16 protein-coding genes and 1 tRNA gene are annotated in these 24,433 nt (G+C 63.9%); 4 read left to right on the top strand and 13 right to left on the bottom strand.

Annotation, left to right across the window (positions count from 1 at the left end; all coding sequences use genetic code 11):
• Positions 1-19: 19 nt before the first annotated feature.
• Positions 20-109 (top strand) — tRNA-Ser (locus MKK55_RS06215).
• A gap of 3,354 nt (positions 110-3,463) precedes the next feature.
• Here the strand turns inward: MKK55_RS06215 and MKK55_RS29005 are convergent.
• The 13 genes from MKK55_RS29005 to MKK55_RS06275 all read right to left on the bottom strand — a co-directional run bounded on the left by MKK55_RS29005 (position 3,464) and on the right by MKK55_RS06275 (position 19,929).
• The gene (locus MKK55_RS29005; RefSeq protein WP_279593036.1) at positions 3,464-3,589 is read right to left on the bottom strand and encodes a hypothetical protein; all 126 of its coding nucleotides are present in this window, start codon (positions 3,587-3,589) and stop codon (positions 3,464-3,466) included.
• A 41-nt stretch (positions 3,590-3,630) separates the two neighbouring features.
• Positions 3,631-3,837, bottom strand: a complete 207-nt coding sequence (locus MKK55_RS06220) for a hypothetical protein (RefSeq protein ID WP_243933788.1) — start codon at positions 3,835-3,837, stop codon at positions 3,631-3,633.
• 964 nt (positions 3,838-4,801) lie between these two features.
• Complete coding sequence (locus tag MKK55_RS06225) at positions 4,802-6,643, bottom strand: carbohydrate-binding domain-containing protein (protein ID WP_243933790.1); 1,842 nt, start codon at positions 6,641-6,643, stop codon at positions 4,802-4,804.
• A gap of 254 nt (positions 6,644-6,897) precedes the next feature.
• On the bottom strand, positions 6,898-8,244 hold the full coding sequence (locus MKK55_RS06230) for an HlyD family type I secretion periplasmic adaptor subunit (protein WP_409566024.1): 1,347 nt from the start codon (positions 8,242-8,244) through the stop codon (positions 6,898-6,900).
• The gene (locus tag MKK55_RS06235; RefSeq protein WP_243933793.1) at positions 8,244-9,995 is read right to left on the bottom strand and encodes a type I secretion system permease/ATPase; all 1,752 of its coding nucleotides are present in this window, start codon (positions 9,993-9,995) and stop codon (positions 8,244-8,246) included. The genes MKK55_RS06230 and MKK55_RS06235 overlap by 1 nt, the downstream gene beginning before the upstream one ends.
• A 670-nt stretch (positions 9,996-10,665) precedes the next feature.
• Positions 10,666-11,262, bottom strand: a complete 597-nt coding sequence (locus MKK55_RS06240) for a hypothetical protein (RefSeq protein WP_243933794.1) — start codon at positions 11,260-11,262, stop codon at positions 10,666-10,668.
• Between the two features lie 945 nt (positions 11,263-12,207).
• On the bottom strand, positions 12,208-13,149 hold the full coding sequence (locus MKK55_RS06245) for a glycosyltransferase family 2 protein (protein ID WP_243933795.1): 942 nt from the start codon (positions 13,147-13,149) through the stop codon (positions 12,208-12,210).
• 52 nt (positions 13,150-13,201) lie between these two features.
• On the bottom strand, positions 13,202-14,197 hold the full coding sequence (locus MKK55_RS06250; protein ID WP_243933796.1) for a glycosyltransferase family 8 protein: 996 nt from the start codon (positions 14,195-14,197) through the stop codon (positions 13,202-13,204).
• Positions 14,194-15,060 (bottom strand): glycosyltransferase, encoded by an 867-nt coding sequence (locus MKK55_RS06255; RefSeq protein WP_243933797.1) that lies wholly within the window; start codon positions 15,058-15,060, stop codon positions 14,194-14,196. The genes MKK55_RS06250 and MKK55_RS06255 overlap by 4 nt, the downstream gene beginning before the upstream one ends.
• Positions 15,061-15,093: 33 nt before the next feature.
• The gene (locus MKK55_RS06260; protein ID WP_279596017.1) at positions 15,094-16,533 is read right to left on the bottom strand and encodes an oligosaccharide flippase family protein; all 1,440 of its coding nucleotides are present in this window, start codon (positions 16,531-16,533) and stop codon (positions 15,094-15,096) included.
• Positions 16,534-16,550: 17 nt separating this feature from the next.
• Positions 16,551-17,717: a glycoside hydrolase family 5 protein gene (locus MKK55_RS06265; RefSeq protein WP_243933799.1), complete on the bottom strand. Its 1,167-nt coding sequence runs from the start codon at positions 17,715-17,717 to the stop codon at positions 16,551-16,553.
• Positions 17,714-18,958 carry a polysaccharide biosynthesis/export family protein gene (locus MKK55_RS06270; RefSeq protein ID WP_243933800.1) on the bottom strand — a complete coding sequence of 415 codons (1,245 nt, stop codon included), beginning with the start codon at positions 18,956-18,958 and terminating at the stop codon, positions 17,714-17,716. The genes MKK55_RS06265 and MKK55_RS06270 overlap by 4 nt, the downstream gene beginning before the upstream one ends.
• 263 nt (positions 18,959-19,221) lie before the next feature.
• Positions 19,222-19,929 carry a sugar transferase gene (locus MKK55_RS06275; RefSeq protein ID WP_243933801.1) on the bottom strand — a complete coding sequence of 236 codons (708 nt, stop codon included), beginning with the start codon at positions 19,927-19,929 and terminating at the stop codon, positions 19,222-19,224.
• Positions 19,930-20,817: 888 nt separating this feature from the next.
• Here MKK55_RS06275 and MKK55_RS06280 point away from each other — a divergent pair.
• The 3 genes from MKK55_RS06280 to MKK55_RS06290 all read left to right on the top strand — a co-directional run bounded on the left by MKK55_RS06280 (position 20,818) and on the right by MKK55_RS06290 (position 24,196).
• On the top strand, positions 20,818-21,861 hold the full coding sequence (locus tag MKK55_RS06280) for a Wzz/FepE/Etk N-terminal domain-containing protein (protein ID WP_243933802.1): 1,044 nt from the start codon (positions 20,818-20,820) through the stop codon (positions 21,859-21,861).
• Between the two features lie 40 nt (positions 21,862-21,901).
• Complete coding sequence (locus tag MKK55_RS06285; RefSeq protein WP_147841585.1) at positions 21,902-22,648, top strand: WecB/TagA/CpsF family glycosyltransferase; 747 nt, start codon at positions 21,902-21,904, stop codon at positions 22,646-22,648.
• A 135-nt stretch (positions 22,649-22,783) separates the two neighbouring features.
• Positions 22,784-24,196 carry an O-antigen ligase family protein gene (locus tag MKK55_RS06290; protein WP_243933803.1) on the top strand — a complete coding sequence of 471 codons (1,413 nt, stop codon included), beginning with the start codon at positions 22,784-22,786 and terminating at the stop codon, positions 24,194-24,196.
• The last annotated feature ends 237 nt before the right edge of the window (positions 24,197-24,433 follow it).

Genomic DNA, 24,433 nt, shown 5'->3' on the forward strand with positions numbered 1-24,433 from the left:
CGCTACAACCCGATCCGCCGGAAGGGTGGCCGAGTGGTTTAAGGCAGCGGTCTTGAAAACCGCCGTGGGGGCAACTCCACCGTGGGTTCGAATCCCACCCCTTCCGCCAGATTTCTGATCCAGACGGTCATGTGTGGTTCTCTGGGCTGAACGTGACGCCACCCATTAGGTGCCGCTAGCCGAGGCGTTAAATGATCTGTTCGAAAAGCATGGGCTGAAGCGAGTGGCCGACGAACAGCAACGTCTGCGTGGCGGCGCCGCCAGTAGAGCCCGTCGTGGGGGGAACAGAAGCGCCGATCCCGTAACATAGAGTTTGCTACGACTTTCGCGCCACCTTCCGGTGAGCGTAGCCAAGGCTCAAGTTTGGTGTCGTGAAAACCCTCGTTTTCGCGGTCTGCCTACGTCTGCATCGGGGCGAACTGCTCATGTCGGCTTCTGGCGCTCTGCGGACATATCGCCGACTGTCACGGTCGGTGGAATACCGCGGCCACAGCGTTGACTGGAGGCCACTCCGATAGTCCATTTCCTAGGTCCGATGCCGGTTAAGATGGGTGATCAGGACCTAAACCCTTGATGTCGTACCCCTTCGGTTATGGCTGAGAATGCTGGCGCCCCCCTCTACCCATCCTCATTTCTACCCTCCGGTTATCCACCTGCGCGAACGAAAGCGTGAATACCCCATTTGGGCAAATGCTTGGGCACGCCCGATAAAATCGAGAAAAACGCAACAAAATCAAAGTCCGGTATCGGACACTTGTCCGACCGGCGTGCTAGATCGCGTCCACGCCGCCGCGGCGCTTGAGCATCGGCATCGCGCTTCGGCACGGCTACCCCTCAATCGAGGCTGGCGACAGCGCCGTATTGCTGGTGTTCTGCGAGTGCGGGCACTGCGGAGCGATGTCGTTCGACGGCCTGCCCGACGATCTGCCTGTTTCGGACGTCGCGCTGTGGCTGGTGTGCTCGGCTTGCGGGCGGAGGGACCGGGTGTCAGCACCCGGACGGACTTTTCGGGCGCACTCACCCCGGCGCCGGGCTGAAACTGCGGTCACTGGAGTAGCGCAGCCGGCGGCTGACAGCAGCGTTGCACCACTTGGTCTGTGTCTCTATCACCGCCGGCCGACATTCAGTGGGCCCAAAAATCGTCGATCATCAATGAGTCTCATAAGATTAACTTCCTGATTAGCTTAGGTTGATTGTGGCAGAATTTGGCCGCTCGTCATCTGTACTGACCGTCAACTGGAAGTTTATATCGTGCTTTTTTGGAACGGTTTTGAGTCCGCAGATATTACAAGCGAAATTTGTCTTGGGTCCCCAAGAAGGGAACGTGGGCGTACGATGCGCATCGCAAGAGATATCTGCCGTTCGTGTGGTATTGATATACTGATTTTTTTCGGCAGAGATTGCGCAATAACTCAAGTTAAACTGCAGGACCGTCAGCAGCATTGCAACTGCATGGCAGATGAGCACTGCCCTATGGTAACGTTGTCTATGGTGGCGCATGGTTGTGAGCCGATGCCGGCAAATGGTCGCCCTTACAAAAAAGCGTAAGACAGTAGCTCCAGAGCGAAAGGTATTGAAGAATGACCCAGACTGCTCAGCATGATCTGGGCCGCAGAATTCGGCGCCCTGGTATTCAACCCGCGTCGCGTCGAGGCGATCGTCGACTTCTGGATCCGATACGGGAACCAGACCTATTGGCGGGCCGGGCCGGCCCGGGGCGGCCTGTCTGAGTGGCTGTTTGGGATGTCAGGCGGTAAGCCGGAAAACCATCGCGCCGTCGCCAATGTGAGACCCCTCCCATCAGCAACGCCCTCCCCCGACGAGATTCGCCTACGACGCTCGGTGGGTGTGCTTCGTCATCGGCTCTTGGGCGCGCATCGTGGCCGAGGGGCCGTTTGCGTTGATCGTACGAAAAAGCCCGCCGTGGCCGGAGCCGGGCGGCCTCAAGTTTGGCTCGCGTGGAAAAACGTGGGGCGGAAGTGCCTCACACGAGGCGCCTACGCGATCCACGTGCCAACGAGACGACGCTCGTCGATAGCGATTGCATCCGGGTTGCCGGCTCGGTCCCCGTCGCCTTCTGCAGCTCGACGCGGCCCCTCGAGAAGCCGTCCAGCCAGGCAAACCGAAGGCCGAATGCCATATCCACAGGTTGAACCTTGCGAGCACTCAAGAGTTAATAGCCAAGCTGAAACTCGTCCATAATGGTCGGGATTCGCGTCGGGACGGCCATGATGGTGAAGCGAACTGCGACGTTCGGATTGGTTCTGCTCGCCATGGGCGGATGTTCAAGGCTGCCATTGGGATCCAACGCCTACAGCTCTTTGCCTCCGGCTGGAATACACACAGCGGAAACGCCATCCGTCACCGATTCAGCGGCTCCGCTCGGACGAGACGTTGCCCTCGCACCGGTGGTTATTCCCGGCACTCCCCTGACGCTTCGAGCGAACGATGGCCGGCGAGGTGTGAACCCGACTGCGGCGCTCGAAGCCCCTGGACGTGGCCACTTGCTGACCCAGCCGGTGCATTCTGGGGATCACTCACAGGCAGCGCTGGTCAACCGGCCTCGCAAGTTGATCGACGGAGACGTGAAAGCGACTGGATCGACAGTAGCGTCGGCGCCCAGCGAGCGAGATCGCCCGGTTATTAATACGCAGGATTACAACCGTGAGGTCGTGATGGATCGGTTGGTGAAGGGGGGCAGCGCTGCAGCAAAACCTATCTGCTCAGGCTGCTGACCCAACTGGGTCTCAAGCGTGTTTGGTGTCGGCATAGAAACCTGTCCCGGCCGAAGCTGGGCGCGCTGGTCTGCCGATCTCCCCGGTGCTGGTTACGCGCGTCCCTCGGCAAGGGTTAGCCGGATCACAGGCAAGAAAAAGCTCGGCGCAGGGGGGGGCGGCCAGGCCTCGGCTGACAGCCATTCTTAAAGTCTACGTGCTTTCCTGATCTCATCATCGTCTGCGGCGATAAACCCGGCAAGCACCCGAGCTGGCGTTGTGTAGACGATGCGAAATTTCTTCGGCATCGGTCCACATCCGACGCACACAGCATAGTCCCAGCGACGCCATACCCGCTCGTTGCGTGCGTCAGTCGCTTTCTGTCTCGCTTGTCCTTCCTGAATTGCGCGTCGGATTTCCGCAGTCTTTTCATCGCTACTCAAGCTCGAGCTCGGAGGTATGGCTGGCCGTGGCTGCAATTTACCTTGGCTGAAAGCTGGCGTGGATATGCCAAAAACGATGAGTGGAATCGCATGGGTGATACGCATTAAGAATCCTAGATATGTTGACTGATTTTCCTTGTTATAGAGGATACGACCTGAAGCGCTGGAAAGTTTCTCCCTCTAGAAAAATCTCTTTTGCTAATTGAGGAGCGATTTTTGGCTCTGATCAAAGGGCCTGCCACGGACTCCATGAACTGGTTCATATCTTCTGATCGGCAAATCGAGATCGGGGCATCATTTCCCGGATCAGGGATCGTGTGTTGCTGTCAGATCCCGCAGGATCATCGCCGCCACCAACATCAGGACCGCACCACCGAGGCCCGCCATCCAGAGGTAGCCGGCGGTGAACGCACCTTCGGGGCAGGTCTTCATGCTGGTGGCGCTCCCGGCACGACGAGATAGCCCGTGCTAGATCAGGCGCCGATGTAGGGGCGAGCCCGGTCGATGATCGGCCTGATGTCGGGGCGGATGGCGATCAGGAAGACCACCGCGGACACGCCGGATCCGGCGCCGATGCCGAGCGCGATTCGGTTCCGACGCGGCACCGTGCCGTCGACCGCACCTGGCGCCGCCGCGTGCAGCACGGACGCGACCATGGACGGCATCACGATCGGCGCCACCACCTTAGCCGTCAGCAGCCACTCCGGCGCCTTCGCGAGCCGGTAGGCAAGCGAGTAGAGGTTCTGGCACCAGTGCGAGAGTAAGCTGAACCAAAGCCCGACGATGGGGAAATCGGACCGGCGCGGGTCGGCCTTCCAAAGCGCCGACCCTGCGTCCCGCCAGTAGGCGTACAGGACCGGGCTGTTTCAGCGTCGCCGCCACCAGATCGTTCGTCTGCGCCGTGATGCGGCACATTCCCTGGCCACGGTCGCCGAACATCTAAGCTTCGGCGGCCATCCGCTCGACGAACACCAACTCCGCCGCTACCTCTCTCGTTGCGCCAAGCGCTCCGCAAAGAAAGGCCGACTCACCGAGAAGCGCCGGCCGTCCCAGTTCAGCGCAGGCTCGGAGCACCACGATCCGCGGTACCGCCCACGCGCGCGACCACAACCGATCCGTGCCCCATCATTCTGATGGACACTCGTGCAACCAGCGTGCTCAAGCCCGTCCACGTCGCCGACGGCGCCTGAGCATCGGCATCGGTGCTTCGGCACGGCTACCCCTCAGCTCGGGCCGGCGACGGCACCGCGTTCCCAATCCGATTCGTATTGATGGGCGCCGATCAGGCTTCGACATTCATGCAAACCATGAAATCGTGCGACGCCTCGACCAGCAGGTCGAACGGGAACTCGGAGGAGCGGTACACGCGCTATCGCTGTTCCGCCCCCCTTCGTGCGTGGTTCTCAAACCTGGGTTGCCGGTGCGGAACGCTTCGCTCACCCGGATCCCATCGACGCGCCTGAGCCGGGGAGATCAGCACGGCTGCTCACCGTAGATCCGCGCGAACCTCTTCAAGCTTCGCGTTGCCGACGCATCCGACTGCGGGCTCGAACGTCGTCCCGACAGACGAAGCGGTGACGAGAACGGAACGAATTCCGTTTGTCTACGGCGTGAGGGCCACAGGATGACCTTATGACCGGCATGTCACACGTGCCAAAGAATGTCCGTGGCCGTCGTATGGAAGGTCGCGTCGCCGTTCGAGTAGATGCCGGCGACGCCGTTGTTGTTCCATCCCGCCGTGTTGACCGCCGCGTCGCCGGAATAGGCGTGGCCGTCCAGGATCATCTCGTGAACGTAGAGGTTCCGGTCGGTTGCCGTCGTCCCCCCGGAGGCATCGTCGAGGAAGCGGATTGCGATCGCGTGCGCCCCGGGGCCGAAGTTGCCGGTCAGGGTCAGGTCCTCGGTCTGGCCCGCCGCGTGCGAAGCGTTCGTCGTCAGGGTACCACCGACCTGCTGCCCGTCGACGAGCACCGCGAAATGCGGCGTGCCGTTCCAGGCGTCGCCCGACACACGCAGAACAAGTGTGTCGGAGGGCGTCGGGGCATAGTTGATCGTGGTTCCGCCCGCGCCGTCGGACGAAGCCTGAAATGTCTGGCCCGCATAGTCGCCGGTTAGATGGAGGATTGCGAGCGACGCTCCGGTCGCGGCGTCCGTGACCGACAGGGTGCCGGTGGCTTGATCGAACGCCACGGCGGCGTTCTGCCCGACGCTGCGCAGATCGATGGTATCCCCCGCCCCGAAGTTCGCGATGGTGTTCGCCAACCGATGATCCGCATCGAGTGCGGCCCGGTCGACGATGAGGGTCTGGGCGCCGTCCGTGAAGGTGATCGCTCCGCTTCCCGCAGATCCGGCAACGGCCAGCTCGACCGCGCCGGCAAGGAGGATTGTGCCGCCCGAGTAGCTGTTAATATGTCCCAGGATCAACGTCCCGCCGCCGTCCTTCTCGACTTGGCCCGGCGCGGCGCTGGCTTGGTCAACAACGGCGCCCGATAGCGTGACGACGTGACCGCTCTCCACCGCGAAAGTCGGGTCTCCAGCTAACGTGATGGTGCTCTCGACGAGATGATCGCCGCTGAAATGGATCACGCTTCCCGCCGGATACGCCCACGTCGCCGACGGATCGCGGTAGTCCGTGTCGATGGTCAGGGGCGCGGCGCCGAAGGCGCTCAGGTAAGCCGCCGCCGCTCCGGGATGCTGGCCGGAATCGAGCTGCCCGGCGAAACCGGCATCGTTGGAATCCCAGTAATTTCCGTAGACCATGTGGTGGCTGGACATCCAGTCGGCCATCGCCTTGACGAAGGGCGCGGAATCGTCGGTTTGAACGCCCCATTCGGAGATGGCGGTCGGTTTGCCGTGCTCCGCGGCGAAGTCCTGCTGCCATTGAAGGCCGTAGGGTTCCACAACCTTGTCCTGAAAGGCCTTCGCGGGATCCGCCGAATTGTAGGCCTTGTTGTAGTAGGTATCCATGCCGACCACGTCGACGTAATGGTCGCCGGGGTAAGCCTTGGCCGGATCGATCGTGCTGCCGCCTTCGTTCACGTCCCAGACGAACTTGAACTTGTCCGATACGCTGCGGAAGACGTCGACGACGTCCTGGAACGTCTTGATGAACGCCGCCTCGTGCCCCTGCGCAGCCCAAGGCATCCAGGTGCCGTTGAACTCCCATCCGAGACGAACGTAGATGTTGCCGTCCTTGCTCGGGACCGCCTGTGCGAGCGCGTTCGCCGCAGCCTGGAAATAGTTGTCGTACGCTCCGGTCGCGACCTGCTCCAGCGAGGTGCCCCAGACCGTCAGCGGAACCGACCAAATGCTCGCTACGCCGGCGCCCTGCCAGCGCTGGACCTGCCACGGAACCGAACTCGCGAACCCCGACCAGCTGTCGTTGTTGATGTAATTCAGCACGTTGTCGGGCGGCTGTCCGGCCCATTGCGTATAGGTCCCAACCTTGCTCGGGTCCTGGCCCTCGTAGATTCCGATCTGTACCATCTGACCAACTCATGCCCTGCCTCTCAAGAGGTCGCATGAAGATCTGAATACGAAGTTTCCACTTCACGTTTTCTCGCTTGCTACCGCAAGTGTTACTCGGACGGAAAATGAAACGTTACTTGATTCGATTTGATGCGATGGATGTTTGACGGGACCGAGAGCGATCCGGCCCGTACCGCCACGTCGCCGGGACGAAGAGGGGGCCGGACGGATCATGGAACGGCATCCGCGCCGCGGGGCGCGCGGTCAGGCCGTCAGCGTTCGCGCCAAGCCCTCCTCACTTGATCGCTCAGCGGCCGGACGAGGTAGGACAACGCGGACCGGGCGCCGATGAGCAGATACGCCTCGACCGGCATGCCCGGAACGAGGCGCAGGCCGGCGAGGCGTCTGCCCTGGTCGCCGGCGATGGTGATCCGCGCGGTGAAGTAGTTCTGACCGTTGCTCCTGTCCTGACTCACGTCGGCGGAAACCCGCGTCACGATGCCGTCGAGCTCGGGGGTGGTCCGCTGATCGAAGGCCTGCAGTCGCACGCGCGCCGGCTGATTCCTGCGGACGCTGTCGATGTCCTGCGGGCGGATCCGCACTTCAATCACCAGCGCGTCGGCTTCCGGCACGACCAGCATCGCCGGTTCCGTCGCCGAGACCAGGCCGCCGACGGTGTGCAAGCTCATCTGATGGATCACGCCGTCCTGCGGCGCGCGCAGGACGACGCGCTTCATCTGGTCCTCGGCGGAGACGCGCTTCTCGACGAGTTCCGACCATTTCCCGCGTATCTCGGCGAGCTCCTTGCCGGCGTCGGCACGCATGTCGACCACCACCTGCAGAACCTGCAGCGACGTTTCGGCGATCTTGCCCCGTACGCTGGCTATGGAAGCCAGATACTGACCGCGCTCTCCCTCCAGGCGAGCGGCATCGCGATCGAGAGCCGTTACGCGAGAGAGGGGGACCAACCCCTTGTCGTAGAGCGCACGCAGTCCTCCGAGCTCCCTCTGGATCAGGGTCATCTCATGCGCTTTCGCCTGCGCCTGAATGGAAAGGCCGGCGATCTCCTCGCGCAACTGCGCGACGTGTTCGCCGAGCTGAGCCTGCTTGCCTTCGCGGCTAGCCATGCGTGCGGCAAAGAGTCGGCGCTCGCCCTCGAGCAGCGTGGCGATACGCTCGTCGCGGGTCTCACGGCCAAGAAGGTTGGACGGGAAGGTAATCGTGCGCGCGTCGTTGAGCTCGGCCTCGCCGCGCGCGCGACGCGCCTCCATCTCGTCCATCGTCTTCAGGGTGGTGTCGAGGACGGCTCGGGTCTGTGTCTCGTCCAGCCGCACGAGGGCGTCACCGGCACGAACGCGATCCCCGTCTCGCACGAGCAGTTCGGCCACCACGCCGCCTGTGGGATGCTGCACCTTCTTGACGTCCGACTCAACGACGAGTTGCCCTGGAGCGATCACGGCGCCATCGATGTCGGTGAGGCTCGCCCATCCACCAAGGCCGAGGACGACAGCCGCCGACAGCAGCCCTGCCGCCGCGAACTGACGGTGGATCGAGGCGCGCGTCAGCGCAGGTGCGTCCAATCTCGGGAGGCGGCGAGAGATCGCGAAGAGAGGCGCCATCATGCGGCTCCCCGCGACGCGAGGTCCGGCGTCATACGCCCGGCCACCGGCGCCGCATCCGGACGACGATCCGGGGGAACCGGACGGCCGGCGGCGACCAAGGCCGAACGCAGCATGTTCGTCGTCGGGCCGAAGGCCAGCATACGTCCCTCGCCCAGCATCAGCACGAGATCGACGGCTTCGAGGGCCGCCGGACGGTGCGCGACGACGACCACGACGCCGCCACGTGCCCGCACGCCGCGGATCGCGCCCGTCAGCGCTTGCTCTCCGTCCGCATCGAGGTTGGCGTTCGGTTCGTCGAGGACGACGAGGAACGGGTCCGCGTAGAGTGCCCGGGCAAGCCCGATCCTCTGGCGCTGGCCGGCCGAAAGCCCGGCCCCTCCTTCACCGAGCTTCGTGTCGTACCCTTCCGGGAGCCGTAGGATGTGTTCGTGCGCGCCCGCCGCCCGAGCGGCATGGATGATCTGCTCGGCGGTGGCTGCGGGGTCGAAGCGGGCGATGTTCTCGGACAAGGATCCCGGGAAGAGTTCGACCTCCTGGGGCATGTAGCCGATATGCCGGCCCAGAGCGTCCCTCGGCCACTGATCGATCGAGGCGTCGTCGAGCCGAATCCGCCCCCGTGCGGTCGGCCACACGCCGACGAGGGCGCGGACCAGGCACGATTTGCCGGATGCGGAGGCGCCGATCACGCCGAGCGCCTGGCCGGCTTCCAGCTGGAACGTGACCTGCTGGACGATAGCGCTCGTCGTTCCCGGCACGACGACAGCCAGATCTTCGACTTGAAGGATGCGCCGCGGCGGTGGGAGGGCGAGACGTGCCGAAGGGGCGATGTCCCGCGCGAGCGCTCCCGACAGCCGATGCCAACTCTGGCGCGCCTGAACGAAGCCGCGCCACTGTCCGATGACCAACTCGACGGGGGCCAACGCGCGCGAGACCAAGATCGAGGATGCGATCATGACGCCACCGGTCGCCTGGCCGTCGATGACGAGCCAGGCGCCGAGCGCGAGCGCTCCGGATTGGAGAAGCATGCGCGTGACCTTGGATACGGCCCCAAGACCTCCTCCGACATCGGCAACATGCTGTTGCGCAGCGAGGTAATCGCCGTTGATGGCATTCCACCGGGCGGACAGGTGCGGTGTGATGCCCATGGCCGCGACCGCCTCGGCGTTGCGCCGGATGGCTTCCGAGAGCGCGTGCCGACGCGCGGCATACGCGGTGGACCGACGGATGGGGCCCCGTGTCGCGAGTTCGCTCGCCACGGTCACGCAGGCAAGGGCGACCGCGCCGGCGACGGTGGCGAAGCCGATCAGCGGATGGAAGAGAAAGCAGATCGCGACGTAGATCGGCAGCCACGGCAGATCGAGCAGAGCCGCCGGCCCCCCGGCCGCCAGAAACGAGCGCACCACCTCGAGGTCGCGCAACGGCAGGCCGGCTTCTCCCGCCTGCACGCCACGGAGTGGAGCGCGTGCGCACACGGCAAACACGACAGGGTTCAGGGTCCCGTCCAGGATCGCACCGACCCGGACGAAGATCCGCGCCCGCAACGCCTCAAGTCCACCTTGTGCGATGTAGAGCGCCAGCGCGAGCGCCATCAGTCCGACCAACGTCGACAAGGATTGACTCGGCAGAACCCGATCGTAAACTTCGAGCATGAAGATAGAACCGGTCAAACAAAGAACGTTGATCAATCCGCTGATCGCAAAGATTCCGGCCAGCATGGGCCAGCTAACGATTTGAAACAGCTTCGGCATCCGAAGTATCCGATTCCGCAGCGAAGGCATTTTCGACCACGATACGGAAGCATTCCATCGTTAACAACGCATGAAAACATGCTGGCGATATATTATGCAGGCCGTGGCTCGACCCGTGATTGCTCGCCACATCGCCCCTCGGTCTAAAATCTTACTGCAGGATTTAGGACGCATCGCAGGTTTCGCGGCGATGACCGACCATCGCCGAACGATCCGACGATCCTGAGCCCGCCCGGGGGGACGGCACGCGTACGACGACGTTATGGACATCCCGCGACGTACCGATGCCTGCGAGCGTGTTGCGACGCGACGAGTTCGAGATCGACTTCGATCAACTCGCATCGTCGAATGCCGGGCAGCGTGTCGGCGTCAGTCGAACCGGCAGCCCAACATTCGCAACGCCGTCATCCGTAGGTGCCAGCCGTGCCGAGGGACCGGGAACACGCAGATTTCGGACGCGGAGCGGGACCCGATCGCCCGTCGGGTCGCTGCGTGATGGGCGACAGGGTGGCCGTCGAGCGAACGCGATTGGCGTTCCAACCACGACGACGCGTTGCTTCCGTCCGGCGGCGGTACGATCGAACGACAGATTGAAACCATACGGCGCGGCCGACTCGCCGTATGAGCGCAGCGCTGATCCCATCACGGCAAAGTCGCCGCCCGCCGGCTGTCAACGCTGGTCCGTGGATTCTCCCGAATCACGATTCGATTTCGCGCGTTCGGCAGCGATGCGTCGGTCGAGTTCCGAAACGACGCTCGCCCGCGAGGGAGCATTCCGTTGCCCTTGCGGCTTCACCCGTTTCGGAGACCCGACAACGAGGGAGAACGCGCGTCCGAACCAGCCAACCGCAAGCACGGTGGTCCGATACCCCGGATCGTCGATCCCGTTCCACGGGGAGCCGTCCGCTCTGCATCGGGGCTCATAGAAGGCCAGGAGCGGAAGCCACCCCCCGAAGAGGGGCCACTCGGGCAGCGCGCGACTCTGGTTCTCGGCCGCCGCCCGAACCGGATGGCCGATCCGCGGCAGGTCGGCTCGGCGGCTCCGCACCTTCTCGAGGATCCAGCCGGACAGGATATAGCTCAGTTGAAGGGCGACGAGGCCGACCGCCGCTTGACCCACTCCGCCTAGGAATGACGCCCCAGACCAGACCATGGCGCCGACATAGAGCGGCATGACCATGAGGCTCACGAGACTCAGAAAGATCCAGTTCAGGTACAGGCTCGCGATCGCCCCGCAGGCGATCATCAGGATCGGAAACAAACCCACAACCCCTGCCTCTCCCGACCGGTGAGTTTCGGCTCTAGGCCGACCGAGTCCCGCATGTCGCTCGCCGGGTCAGGACCCGATCCGCTACCTTGGCGACCCGATGATTAAGGCTTTCATAACACGAGCGTCGAGCGATTATAGATGTGTTTTTACGACGTCCGCTCGAGATTGTCACCCCGGTTGCAAATCCCATTTCGAACAGCAGCGTTTGAGATTCTAGCGAACGATAAAAATTCACGGACTTACCGTTATGGATATGATCTTGCGGAAAACGACCTCATAGAGATTGTTCACCCGGGTAATATGGTCTTTGTTGTCATCTATAGATCTAGCAAATTCGGATTAAGGTCGACATACACGGAACGCAAGTTAAAACCCCGCCGGCCCGGTCGATGAACGTATGCGGATCACCGCGCCGCCTATGTTCCACCGTTCATCGGTGACGACGCTCGGCTCGATGTCAGTCGTTATCGTTCGGCGTGATCGGGATGCTGGTTCCAAGCAGCGGTACCCAGATTCACAGATCCTCCCCGCAGGTACGGGGAGCGATCCCCGCACCTGCGACAGTGAGCCGAGGCTGGCATACGCAGGCGTTACCGAAGGCCTCCAAAGCCACCCCGACCGCGGGTGCCATGCCGGTTCGGCGGCGCGCAGACCCACAACGCTCCGCAGGCGGCGTGCCTCGACCGGCCCCTGCCCGATCCGGACCGTTCCTGATTTGCTCCGGAGCCAGCGCGCATCGGCGTGGTCGATGGCTCCGTTCTGTATGCAAGATCGGGATCGCGATCAGCAAGGCAGGCCGGTGTCTCTGCGCAGACTCTGATCGAAGCGCAACGCCGGGATGAATGTCTCCCCTGGGCAGCCGCATCGCGGCGGGACGCCGTCAGACTGGATTGCCGCCTTCGCTTGAAGTTTCTGCCGCCCGGATCATGCAGCGGACATCAGTCATCGAACCGTCGCAGGTGGGCCGCTGACCGCCGGTCGACGACGTGCGAGCCGGCGAGCGATCAAGCCGAACCCGATCTGCGCGATGGCCCGCCACAGGCGCAGCCGGGACGCTTCCCTCGCGGTACGTCGCCAATCGCGCCCGCGCAGCGCTGAGCGGAATTCGAGATACGCGAGACCGTCGAGGAGCGAGCGTCGGTACGCGGCAACGGCGGACCGGATCGAGGTCGTCATCGTGACCGACCCCAACGCGGCGTCCTGGGACGCCAACATCGCGTCGACATCCGTACGGGTCAGACGTCGTGACAAAGAGCCGGCGACCATCCGGTACCGGTAGAGCGGCGCGGGAAGCACTGCCAGATCGGTGCCGGCCGCCAGGCAGCGCAGACACAGATCGAAATCTTCGCCGATCCGAAGACGTTCGTCGTATCGGATGCCGCGATCCAACAGGAACGTGCGTCGGAAGATCGGCTTGAGATAGCCGAGGTTGGTGTCGCCTCCCGTCAGGAGGTTTCGCCGCAGATAAGCCGCAACCGCGACGCGGAACGAAGGTCCAAGGGGGAGCATCGGCCAAGCCGTCTGGGGATCCGCATCGAGGAAACGCAAGAGATTGTCGGCGACGACGGCGCAGCCGCTTTGCTCCGCGAAGTCGATCAGAAGGCGGCTACGGTCCGGCTCGATGAGGTCGTCGGCGTCGAGAATGCCGACCCACGTCCCGGCCGCGTGGGCAAGCGCAAGATTGCGAGCGGTCGCCGGCCCGCCGCTCACGCTCCGACGGAGCAGCGTCACCCGCGGATCGCGGAGCGCGAAGGCGGCGACCCGGGCGGCAGTGTCGTCCCGCGACGCGTCGTCAACGACGACGACCTCGACCGCAACGTCCTCTTGCGCAAGCGCGGAGGTCAGAGCCGCTTCGATCCACGCTCCCGCATCGTGTGCGGCCATTAGGTAGGATATCGACCGTATCCCGTGGGCGCCGACACGCATGGCAGTCACGTCATCCTCCGGCACGCGCGCGATACATCATTGCGGCGGCCTCCGGTTTCAGCAGCCGACGAAACGCCCGAAAGATCGACGGGAAGTGCCAGCGCAGACGCGTCTTCACGGCATCGAGACGTTCTTTCGCGCCGCGAGCGGGCGGAGCGTCCAGGAGCGAACCGAGCCCGGCGGTGCGGGCCGCGGCGAAGAAGTCGCGACTGTAATGGACGCGATGCGCGGCGTTCCAAGGCTTCTGAGACGTCGTGTAGTGGATGAGATAGGGGTCCGCGCGCAGGGCGGCGTAGGCCGCCGAGGTGAGCCCCAGGAAGCCGGCCGGAACGTCGGCGCAACGTGGCTGGAAATTCCAGCCGAGGTCGAGGAATCGGACGCGACCGCGCAACACGACGTTGAGCGCGTCCTGGTCCATCCAGGGCAGGTCACGGCCAGTCTCGCCGAGGTAGGCCAGGACGCGCCCCTCGCATGCCTCCGCGCGCCAAGCGTGCATGTTGATGAGGAGCACCCCGGAATTGAAATAAGGCTCGTCGGCCGCGAAACCGATGGCTTCGGAATCGAGGCGAAAATGGTCCTGCACCGCTGCCAGGACATACCCTTCGAGGGGCGTCGTCCAGAGGCCGTGCAAGTCGGAACGAACGACGGTGTCGGCGTCGAGATACAGGACGCGCCCATGTCGACGATCGATGAAACGATCCAGCACGATGCGCGTATAGATGCTGGCGCTGAACTGCCGCGTGACGGGTAAATCCGCGAACAGGCCTTCCTCTAGGTCGGCGTAGCGGATCGTGCACGATCCGTGGCGGGCGGCCAGCCGAGCAAATATCGCCTCGGAGGCGGCCGGATCACGGTCGAAGCCCGCGACATACACCTCGAACGCCGTAGTCGGATTGTGTTCCAGGATCGAGCCCAGCGTCACGCCGGCTTGGCGCAGGTAGGCCCTATCGATGCAGAACAGGATGCAGATCGGATCACCTGCGGCCGTCGCCTTCCGGATCGTCATGCCGTGCCTCGAGCGGGGGCGAGGTCGCGCTTGGCTCCGAAGGCGCGGGCCCCGTCGGCGAGTGCCTGCCGGTAGCCGGCCAGGCTCATCTTGCCGCTGGCGGTGAAATACAGGCCGACGAAGATTTTGCGGAAGCATTCGAGGGTGAGGGCGGGACTGCTGCGGGCGTGATAGGCCAGCACGATCAGCGCGCCGCGGAAGTAGCGCGCGGCGGAGATGCGATCGGGAACCGGGTGCCCGACCAGCGGCCGGTCGATCAATCCCGCCTCTCGCGCACGCAGGTAGGCCCGGATGACGTAGTCGGTATCCTCGCCGCCTCCGGACGCGGTCCCGAGGCCGAGCTCCGGATCGAACCTTCCGATCGCGGCGGTCAGAGCTCCTCGGAAAAACATGTTGTTCGAAGTGGCCAGCCGGACGGCTTGGTGGGCGGCCAAAGGCGTGACCGACCCAGCATCGAAGCCGTTCGGATCGGGATCGAGGGAGACGCGGCAGACGAGCACGCCGAGGCGGGCGTTCTCGTCGAACAGATCGGCCAGGCACTGCAGAAAGCCGTCCGCGAACCAGCAGTCGTCGTCAGGAAATCCGACGACGTCACCGTCCTGAGGCGTAGCCTCCGCGACCGCATCGGCCATCATCCGGTTGCGAGCGGCCGAGATGGACATGCGTCCCGGCACCGCGTCGATGCGGCAGCAGGCTGGCGCGGCCGCACGCCAATGCATGCGGTCGGCCTCCGTCGCGTTCTGCAACAGGACGTAGTGGCGGATCTCCAGGTTATCGGCCTGCCGCACCGAGGCCAGCAGCCGCTCGAAGTCCAGGCGCCTCGGCCCGCGAACGTCGGTCGTCGTGAAAAGGATCACGGCCATCAGATTGTCTGAGCTCCCGGTTGTGGCGCCTGTTCACGCATGACGAAGGGCCCCCGGACCGATGCCGAACCGCGGCACCATGGCGCCGTAGATCGCCGCCGACAGGAGAAGCGCCGCGGAGCACGCGGCCAGCCAGCGCCCGAAACTCAGCTCCGGCACCAAGATCGTCAGGGTTGCCAAAGCCGCGAGAAGCAGGAGCGGAGTGCCGATCGCGAGCCACCCTGCCGACCGTGTGAACGCCTGTTCGCGGATCGCGATGCGCCCGAAGACGAGAAGGGCCACGAACTCCGCCGCCGTGAGGCCCGCGAGGAACAACTCGACGTCGTGGCGCCAGACGAGCAGTGCGGCACCGGGGATGACCGAGAGGGCCGAGAGGATCGAGCCGAACGCGACGAGGCGGGTGTTTCCCACGGCGTAAGCCGCCGGGACGGGGAGCAGCATGAGGAACTTCACGCACAGGCTGAGACCCGCGAGGCACATGAAGAGGCGCGACGGGCGGTAGGTCTCTCCGAAGACGAAGGCTAGGACATGGTCCCCGAGCAGGCTGAGTCCGAGCCCGTAAGCGAAGGCGAGACAGGAGAGGCACCAGGCCCAGGTGTCGTAGAGCGCGGACGTATCGGCGTCGCCCTCGCGATGCCGTACGAAAAGCGGCAGAAAGGCGCTCGTGAGGAATTTGGCCAGAACCGTCCGCGGAAGCTGCGCGGTGCCGTAGGCGACGTTGTAGAGGGCGAGGAGACCAGGGCCGAGAACGCTGCCCACGAGCAGCCGATCCGACAGATTGAGTGAAACGGCGACGCCGTTCACAAGAAGCGGCCGCCCGAACACACTCGCCTCGCGCGCGGCCTCCCGGTTCCAGTGGAGGCGGTATGGCTGCGGCGACAACGCGTGCGACAGCGCCACCGTCGTGACCGCCGTGGCCAGCATACCCCAGAGCATGCAGGAGAACCCACCGCTCAGCGCGGCGACCGCGACCGTGACCGCCAGCCCGGCGACCTGAGCCGCCGTGACGACGATGGCCTCTCGCCAGAAGACGAAGGCACGCATCGCAGCCTTCACCCCGAAGTTCTCGAACCCGCGGACGAAAACGATCAAGCCGAGAAGCGCGTAGACCGGCGCGGAATCCGAAGCGTGGAACGCTGCAGCGATCCAAGGGGACGCCGCCATCAGAACGACCGCGAGGAGCGAGGCGCGAAACAGCGCGAGGCCCTGCAGCGTGCCCATCATCGCCGTCTCCGCGTCCCGCCCCGCGGACTTGGCCAAAGGATCCACCCCCGCATCCTTGCGGACGGCGAAGATGGGAAGGCCGAAATCTGTCAGGACCTCCAGCATGCCGATGACGATGGAAAGCGAGATCGCGAGGCCGAACTCCGCTGGCGCGATCAGATGCGCGAGCGCGACGTTGCGGGCGAACGGTAGTACCGCCTCCAGCATGTTCGCGGCCAGGAGCGGCGCGCTCCGTCCCAGACCGCCCATTTGCAGCCGTAGCTTTTTCACGACGCGCCGACTCCCAGGGCATCGAGCATCGCGGCATCGATCGCGCCGCGACCCGCACCCGGACTACGGAAACCGAACGAATCGGAATCGTCCCACAGCGCCCAGCCCCAGCCGCGCTGTTCGTAGGCACGCCGCGAGGCCCGCACCCACGCGATCCGTGCCGCGACAGGCGCTGTCTTGGCGTAGACGCCGAACTCTCCGACATAGATCGGAACGTCACCGTGCGACCGGGCCCAATGCGAAAGCCGATCGTACTGCACCTCCAGCGCAGCTGCGGTGAAGCTGCCGTCGGCGATCTGGTCGTGCAGGAATCCGCGGGCGCGCGGGTCGGACGTTGCTGCGGAGGCCGCTTCCGCCTGGCCTCGATCCAACGGCCAGCCCAGGCCGGCAATCGAACGCGCGACGTCCCAGGTCCAGGTCGCCCCCTGATGCGTGAACAGAAGCGGCGCGTAGCAGTGCACGGTGTAGACGACTGCGCCATCGTCATAGGGCGTATGGGCAACCAGATCGTCGATCCCGCTCCAGCCGCCGCCGTTGGCGATCACAGGCCCTTTCGCTCCCGCGCTCCGGATTGCCTCCAGCGCCCGCGCTTGAAGCGTCCACCACGCTGGGCCGGCAAGCGGCTCGGGCTCGTTGAGAATTTCCAGAACCGCACCGATCGGATGCGCAGCGACCGCACTCGCGAGCTTCGACCAGCGCGCGACGAAGGTCGCGGCTCCGGCGGGCGTCTGGAGCGGATTCTTCGAAACGCCCACGGGATGCATGTCGACGACGACCGCGAGGCCGGCCCGCGCGATCATGTCCAGAGCCCTCCCAAGCGCTTCGAGCACCGGCTCGACGAACTGAGGTTCGCCGTCGCCGGATTGAAACAGGGCATCCGGTTCGACGCCGAGGCGGACATGGGTGAATCCGGCTTCGGAGAGAAGGCGGAGATCGTCCGAGGTGACGAAGGTCTTGAGATGGCCCGCGCCGTAGCCCTCGAAGCTTTGGGCGAACCAGTGCGAGAGATTGACGCCCCGTGCGAGCTTCCCGAGGCCGTCCGGCGCTGAGGCCGACACCGCGCCGGAGAAGCCGATGCCGGCCACGGCCGCGAACCCGCCGATCGTCCGGACGACGCTGCGTCGGCTCGGCATGCCCGCGCCCGGCGCGGATCGCACCGTCACTGCGTGATCTCCGGGACCTCTGTGTGAAGAGCGACGTCGACGGTGTCGCCGGGAGCCACCGGGGTGTCCTCGCTGGCCGCCTCGGTGCCGCCGCCGTTCGCCGCAGCGTGGACGATTCGGATCGCCGGTGTCGCGCCGCCACCCCGACTGAGCTGCGAGCGGATGACGCCGGTGTACGTGATCTTCTCGCTCACGCTCTGGAGCTTGGAACGGACCTCACCCAGTTCGACCGTCGCCTGCTCGGTCTGAGCAAGGATTTCGGAGCGGGACGTCTCGTCGAGACGCGCCACCTTGCGCCGGGCGTCGTCCCGCTCGCGGATGGTGTTCACGAGCTGGACGCCGGTCTGGAGCGATTGGGTCGCTGAGAACAGGAACAGGCGCCGCGCCTCGGACAGGCGGGTCATGGGAAGGTTGCCGCGCTCCGAGAATTCCTTGAGCTTGTTGTAATCTGCGGTATCGACCTGGACGTTCTCATCGTCCTTCACCTGCCGAGCCCGAAGCATCGCGATCTGATCGTCGGCGGTTTTCACGGCACCCGTGAGGAACGCGGACTCCGCGATGAAGCGCTCGTTCGCGACCGCGAGCTGGGTCCGCGCGTTTGCCCGCAGTGACTCGAGAACGGCCTTCGGCAGCGGCGCCTGCGTCTGTGCGTCCAGAGCCGCATCCTGCTCCTTGTCGCGCGGAGCGTTCTGATTCTTGAGCCGCCAGATCTTCGCTTGCAGCTTCACGTACTGCATCCAGAGAACCTGATAGTCGTTCCGCAGGTCGGCGGATTCAAGAAACGGGTTGTTCATGCGAAAGCGCATGATCTCGTACCCTCCCGCCAGCGCCACAGCCTGCCGAACGGTCATCCCCGGCCGAAACACCTGCTCACCAGGTTTGGTTACGTCACCGTTCACGTAAACCGGTCGATATTCGGCGATCGTCACCATCACCATGTCCGGCCCAATAGCCGTGATGCTGTCGCGTCCATCGGACATGCGCTGCTGGTAGAGCTTGCGCGACAATTGATCTTTGATCAGCGTCTGCGCCGCGGAAAGGCCAAGCCCGGCGACCTTGACCGGACGCGTCATGGGCACGGCCACCGCGCCGTCCGGGTTCACTACGCTGCGCTGCTTCAAGTCGGGAAGACCCGCAACCGCGATCTCGACGGTGTCGCCCGGCTGGATGAGATACTCCGCATGGGCGCACACGGTCAGGCCACCCGACACGATCGCCGCCGCGAGGCCGAGAGCCGACATCCGACCGAAGATTGCTATCGGAGCTGCGTTAGAATTCATGGCGTGGTCCTGTTTCCGAAGCTTGCAACGTCGAAGTCGACGACGAACCCGTGCGACATCTGACAAGGGAACCGGAAGGTCGGACGGGCCCGGCGGTTCCTGGTCCTGCGCGACCGCTCCGTATCGGGCGATGACCGCAGGTCGAAGATGGAGGTGGGCTCCGGTCCGATGAAGGAGCACATTCGCAATCCGGGACGAACCGCCGCCCGTTTCCGCGGCGGGTATCAATAGGCGCTGGAGCTGAACATCATCTCGCGGACCGTCGCGGCGATGACCTTGATATCTTGCCGTAGATTAGCGGTCTGGATGTAGTTCAGGTCGAACTCGATCCGCCGCGCCATATCCGAAATCTGCGGAGTCTCGCCGCGGGCGCCGCTGACTTGGGCCAGCCCGGACAAACCCGGCTTCGTGAAGAACCGCTCGTTGTAGCGGGGGATGCGTGATGCATAGTACGCATCGTGAGAGGTGGCGTGCGGACGCGGTCCGATCAGCGACATGTCGCCCTGGAGGACATTCACGAGCTGCGGCAGCTCATCGATACTGGTGCGACGGATGAAGCGCCCGATCGTGGTGATACGTGCGTCGTCGCGGGTCGCCTGGACCACGAGGGTGTCCGACGCTTCGACCGCCTTCATCGAGCGAAACTTATAGATGACGAACGGCTTCCCTCCCGCACCGCACCGGGTCTGGCGAAACAGGATTGGCCCCTTCGAGGTCGCACGGATGATCAAGGCAACCATCAATAGTAGCGGAAGCAACCCCAGCAGCAAGGCACCCGCCAGCGACACGTCGAGCAAGCGCTTGCGGCGAGAAAGTAGATAGCCGCTCGGTTCGTCCGTGCGGATGGCCGGAGCCGTTGGATCGGTCGAACGGACCGATGAGGGAAAGCCGAGCGGCCGAACGACGGTGAGGACAGCGCGCCGGCTCGTCACCGTCGACTCACGTGACGTCTGACTTGTAAACGCACGATCGACCATTGGCGAACCCACTTAAAAATTTGTTAACGCCCTTAAACTGCGAGTTTATGAACGCTCGTCAAGGAGGCTCCGCTAGTAAAGATGGCTGCACTTAGCTTCTGTTGATGAAATTTTAACCAAAAAAAAGGGGAACGGTCTCGCCGCTAGGAAAGAGATCTGAGCGTTGGGCGCCTACAAGGACCTCTGCGAGAAATATATTTCTTCAAGGATTGATCTCATCTGTAATGATTTTGGTTTCTGCGTGCCCTACGAGACGCAGCGAGCCATCTGTCCAGCGGGCCGCATGCGTAGGGATCGCCTTCGCACCGCACCAATTGTGCGCCCGAGTACGCCACGAAATCGTAGAGCACGATCGGTCGTGCCTGATCCCCGTCCGAAGGGTACTTCAGATCGTCCGAACTGGGTGTAGACACCACCACAGTGCAAACTCAAGCGGTGAGCATTGGTGTGAGCAGACAATGAGATAGGACGATTTAGAGATATAATTCTTTGATTTGTATCGGTGATTGAAGTTGGGCGTCATCACGAAACCGTGAGTGGCGCCGTTTGCGCCATCCGAGACGGCCGATGTCGAAATATCTTTTTTGATGCACAAATTTTTTGCGTGCGCTGCAACATAAGCCGCGATAGCCTAAGTTGTCGCCGTAATACCGGAGTCGCTCAGGTTATATCCTTACTCATCATGTTTACCTTTCAGCATAGCGAACGACCTCGTTGCAGGACGGCTGTCGGTCGACTGATGGAGTGCAGGATCACCGTGCGATCACGGGACTGCGGATCGATGAGCGTCGGTCCTCGACCGTTTGGAAGGGCATTTGACGTTATGCCAGGGAGTAGATGACGATGGGTTACTATTCCCGGCAGGATGCCGTGGTCCGAACCTTCGGCCCCGACCCGGCTCCAGCGCGCCCTCAGCCGGAGGGCCCGGATTTTCTAGCGGCACTGCTAAACATTCGGCGGAACTGGCGCTCGCTTGTGTTGCCGGCAGCGGTGACCGTGCTGATCGCGATTGCTTACCTAGTCTTGGCGACGCCGCAGTTCACGTCGACGGGCTTGATCCTGATCGATACAAAGAACAGCGCTGCTATGCGATCGAACGTGCCGCCGGCGATCGATGCGAACGTCGAATCCGCCAATATCGAAAGTCAGGTCGAACTCCTGAAATCGGAGCGGATCCTGCGCCGGGTGGTCGAGAGCGAGAAGCTCGTCGGCGATCCTGCACTGCGGGACGGGCCCGTGTCCCGTGCCGTGGGTGCCATCACCGGGACCATCGCCTTCTGGAAGCACCCCGTTGCCAAGCAGCCGGACGATGAGATCACCGCCGCGGCGCGTACCCTGCAGAAACTGACCTCGGTCCGCCGGATTGGCCTTACATATGCGGTCGAGGTGGCGGCAACGATGCCCGATCCGGCCCAGGCCGCGCGCGTCGCGAATGCCTACGCCGCAGCCTTCATTGCCGACCAGATGGAGTTGCGTGAGGAGATGGCGCGGCGCTCCAGCAAGCTGCTGCAGGCCCGCACCGACGAGTTGCAAGCGAAGGCACAGCTCGCCGAGCGGGCCGTGGAGGAGTTGAAGTTCTCCGGCTCGCTTGAAGGCGAGAACTCGGCTTCGGCGCGCGTGACGCTGAAGAAGTTTGAGAGTTCCGCGCAGGCCTATCGCGTTCTTCACGACAAGTTCCTCGAGCGGTACGCCGAGACCTGGCAGCAGCAGTTCCTGTCGCTCCCGGACGCTCAAGTCGCGAGCGCGGCCTACCCGCCGCAATCGAAGAGCGCTCCTAGGAGTGCGGTGGTCCTCGCGATCGCCTTGTTCATCGGCCTCGCCCTTGGACTGCTGCGCATCTTCGTGACCGGCCGCGGCGATTTTTCCCTCCGCCGAGTCGGAGCGTGATCGTCGACGCTCCGCAATTTCTCACCGCAGGATCACCCCAATGCTGACCGTGACGGACATCCTCGGCGTTCGCGTGCAATCCGGAAAGGTGCGCGATGTCGTCGCCCATATCGACAATCGCGTGATGCATCGTTCGACGACGCGGGTAGCTTTCCTGAACGCCAACCTGTCCAACGAATGTTCCCGACGCCCCACCATGCGTGAGCGCCTCGGCGACTTCCTGGTTCTCAACGACGGCGTCGGGGTCGATATCGCACGCCGCGTCCTGCATGGGACGGTGTTCGAGGAGAACTTGAACGGCACCGACTTCGTGACGTCCTATCTCGACAGCACGGATCACGACCTGCGGATCTTCCTCCTCGGAGCGCGCGGCGACGTGATCGAGCGGACCGCAGAGAAAATGGGACAGCGTTGGCCCCGGCACACCGTCGTCGGACGGCATCACGGCTATCTTAGGGAATCCGACGAGCCTTCGATCCTCGCAACCATCGCGTCGGCACGGGCCGATCTCATCTTGGTCGGAATGGGCAACCCTCGCCAGGAAAGCTGGATCGCCGCGCATGTTCCCGAGGTCTGCCCCTGCGGGATAGCGGTCGGCGCGTGGTTCGACTTCTTCGCAGAGGCGGTGCCGCGGGCACCGGCGTGGATCCGCAGCGCACGCCTCGAATGGGTCTACCGCCTCTGTCTCGAACCGCGCCGCCTGGCCCGCCGCTACCTTATCGGCAACGTCGTCTTCCTGTCCCGCCTTGCGGCCGCCAAGGTCCGCGGCGACCTCAAGACGACGTGAGGCCGGACCGATGCAGCCCAGGTGGGAGGGGACCAAGTCGATCGCGGCCGCATGGTCGGTCTTCGACGAAAGTCAGGCCGGATACGTAAGTCCCGGACCAACGGAAAACACTCCGATGACCGCGATATCTGCGTAATGGATGCCGCACCGACATACGCCAGTCGCTTCGCCAGTGCGGCGGCGACCGTCGCGCTGGCGTTTTGCGTCGCCGCCGTTGTCGCAACGCTCGTCTTCGCATGGAGCGACAAGGACCCAGTCCCCCTCGGCTTGCTCATTGCGGCCGGAATGTTGCCGCTCCTGCTGTTTGCCGGGGTGCGTACGCTGGTGTGGGACTGGCGCTACGCGTTCGCCGCGGGGATTCTGATCGTCGTCCTGCAATCGGCGACCCTGCGCACCCGAGAGATCGACGACAAGTCCATCGACTTCCAGATCCTGATCAAGCTCGGTTGCCTGGGATTGATGGGCGCATTGACCCTGTCGGCCTTGTTCGTGCGCCGCCTTCCGCTGGTCACTGCAGAAGTCGTGCCGTGGACCGTGTTCCTCGGCTTCACCGTCTTGAACAGCGTCCATGCGGTTCAACCCGCCATGTCGATGGTCGAAACCCTGTCGAACCTCGTGGCGTTCTTGTTCCTCTACGCCTTCGTCCGCATCGCGGGTCCGCAACGCTTGGTCGACGCCCTGATCGTCGCTTGCTTCCTGCTGTGCTGCCTTTCCATCGCCGCATACGTCTTGGACCCGCAACTCGGTAGAATGAGCGACTGGACGAACGGCGCGTTCGAGCCGACGGGGCGCCTGCAGGGGGTCTTTGGAACGGCCAATTCGGCCGGCGCGTCGGCCGGCATCGGCATCCTCCTGATGGTGCTCGCGTCGAAGATCTCGTTCCGCCGGCCGATGTTCTTCGTCCTCGTGGCGCCGATGGCGTTCTGCCTGCTGGCCAGCAACAACCGCATGTCTCTGATCGCCGTGGCGATCGGACTGTTCTATGTTTATCTCTCGCGCGGAAACGTCGGTCTGAAGCTGACCGTCGCTGCGATCATCGGCGGCTTCTTCTTGCTGGTCATGACCGGTTTCAGCGACCAGATCCTCTCCAGCGTCGCACGATCGGGATCGGCGGACGAGATCACGAGCGGCACCGGACGAAGCCGGATCTGGGCGGTGGTTCTCGATCTATGGACCGAACAACCGCTGTTCGGCTACGGAGGCGGCTCGGCGAAATTCATCCTTCCCGTTCATCCGCTGCTGTTCAAGGCGGCCGCCCACGCGCACGACCTGTACCTGAACGTCCTCTTCGCCGACGGGGCCGTCGGTTTCCTGATGTTCGGCACAGCCCTGGTCTCGACCCTGCGACGCAGCGCAGGCGACCGGGCGCACATCCTCCTCGCCATGCTCATCTTTTATCTCGTCTACGGGATCACCGAGCCCATGATCGGCGGTCTTGTCGCCTTCATCCCGCTCACGTTCTATGCCGTGTTGGTCCTAGTGGCGGTCGCCCCCGACCAGTTTCGGCACCGATCGACGATCCGCGCGTACACGCCATTCAAGCTTTGAGTGCCGCGCAAAGGACCCACGCGTGCGGTCCGGCCCCCTTGCGGGCCGGGTCGGACCGTCTTTCTCGGGGCAAGCAGCACACCGAGCGAGCTTCCCTGCGCAGGGCCCTCGGACGGTCCGCCCGCCAGGTCCGCCCGCCTTCGACATCCCCGGGAAGGAGGATGTGGTCCTCTTGGCCGGGTCGGGATAACCGGCGAACGCATTCAGTGCATCCGAGCTCGCTTATCGATCAGGTTT

Source organism: Methylobacterium sp. J-059 (assembly GCF_022829485.1).
Classification (GTDB): Bacteria; Pseudomonadota; Alphaproteobacteria; order Rhizobiales; family Beijerinckiaceae; genus Methylobacterium.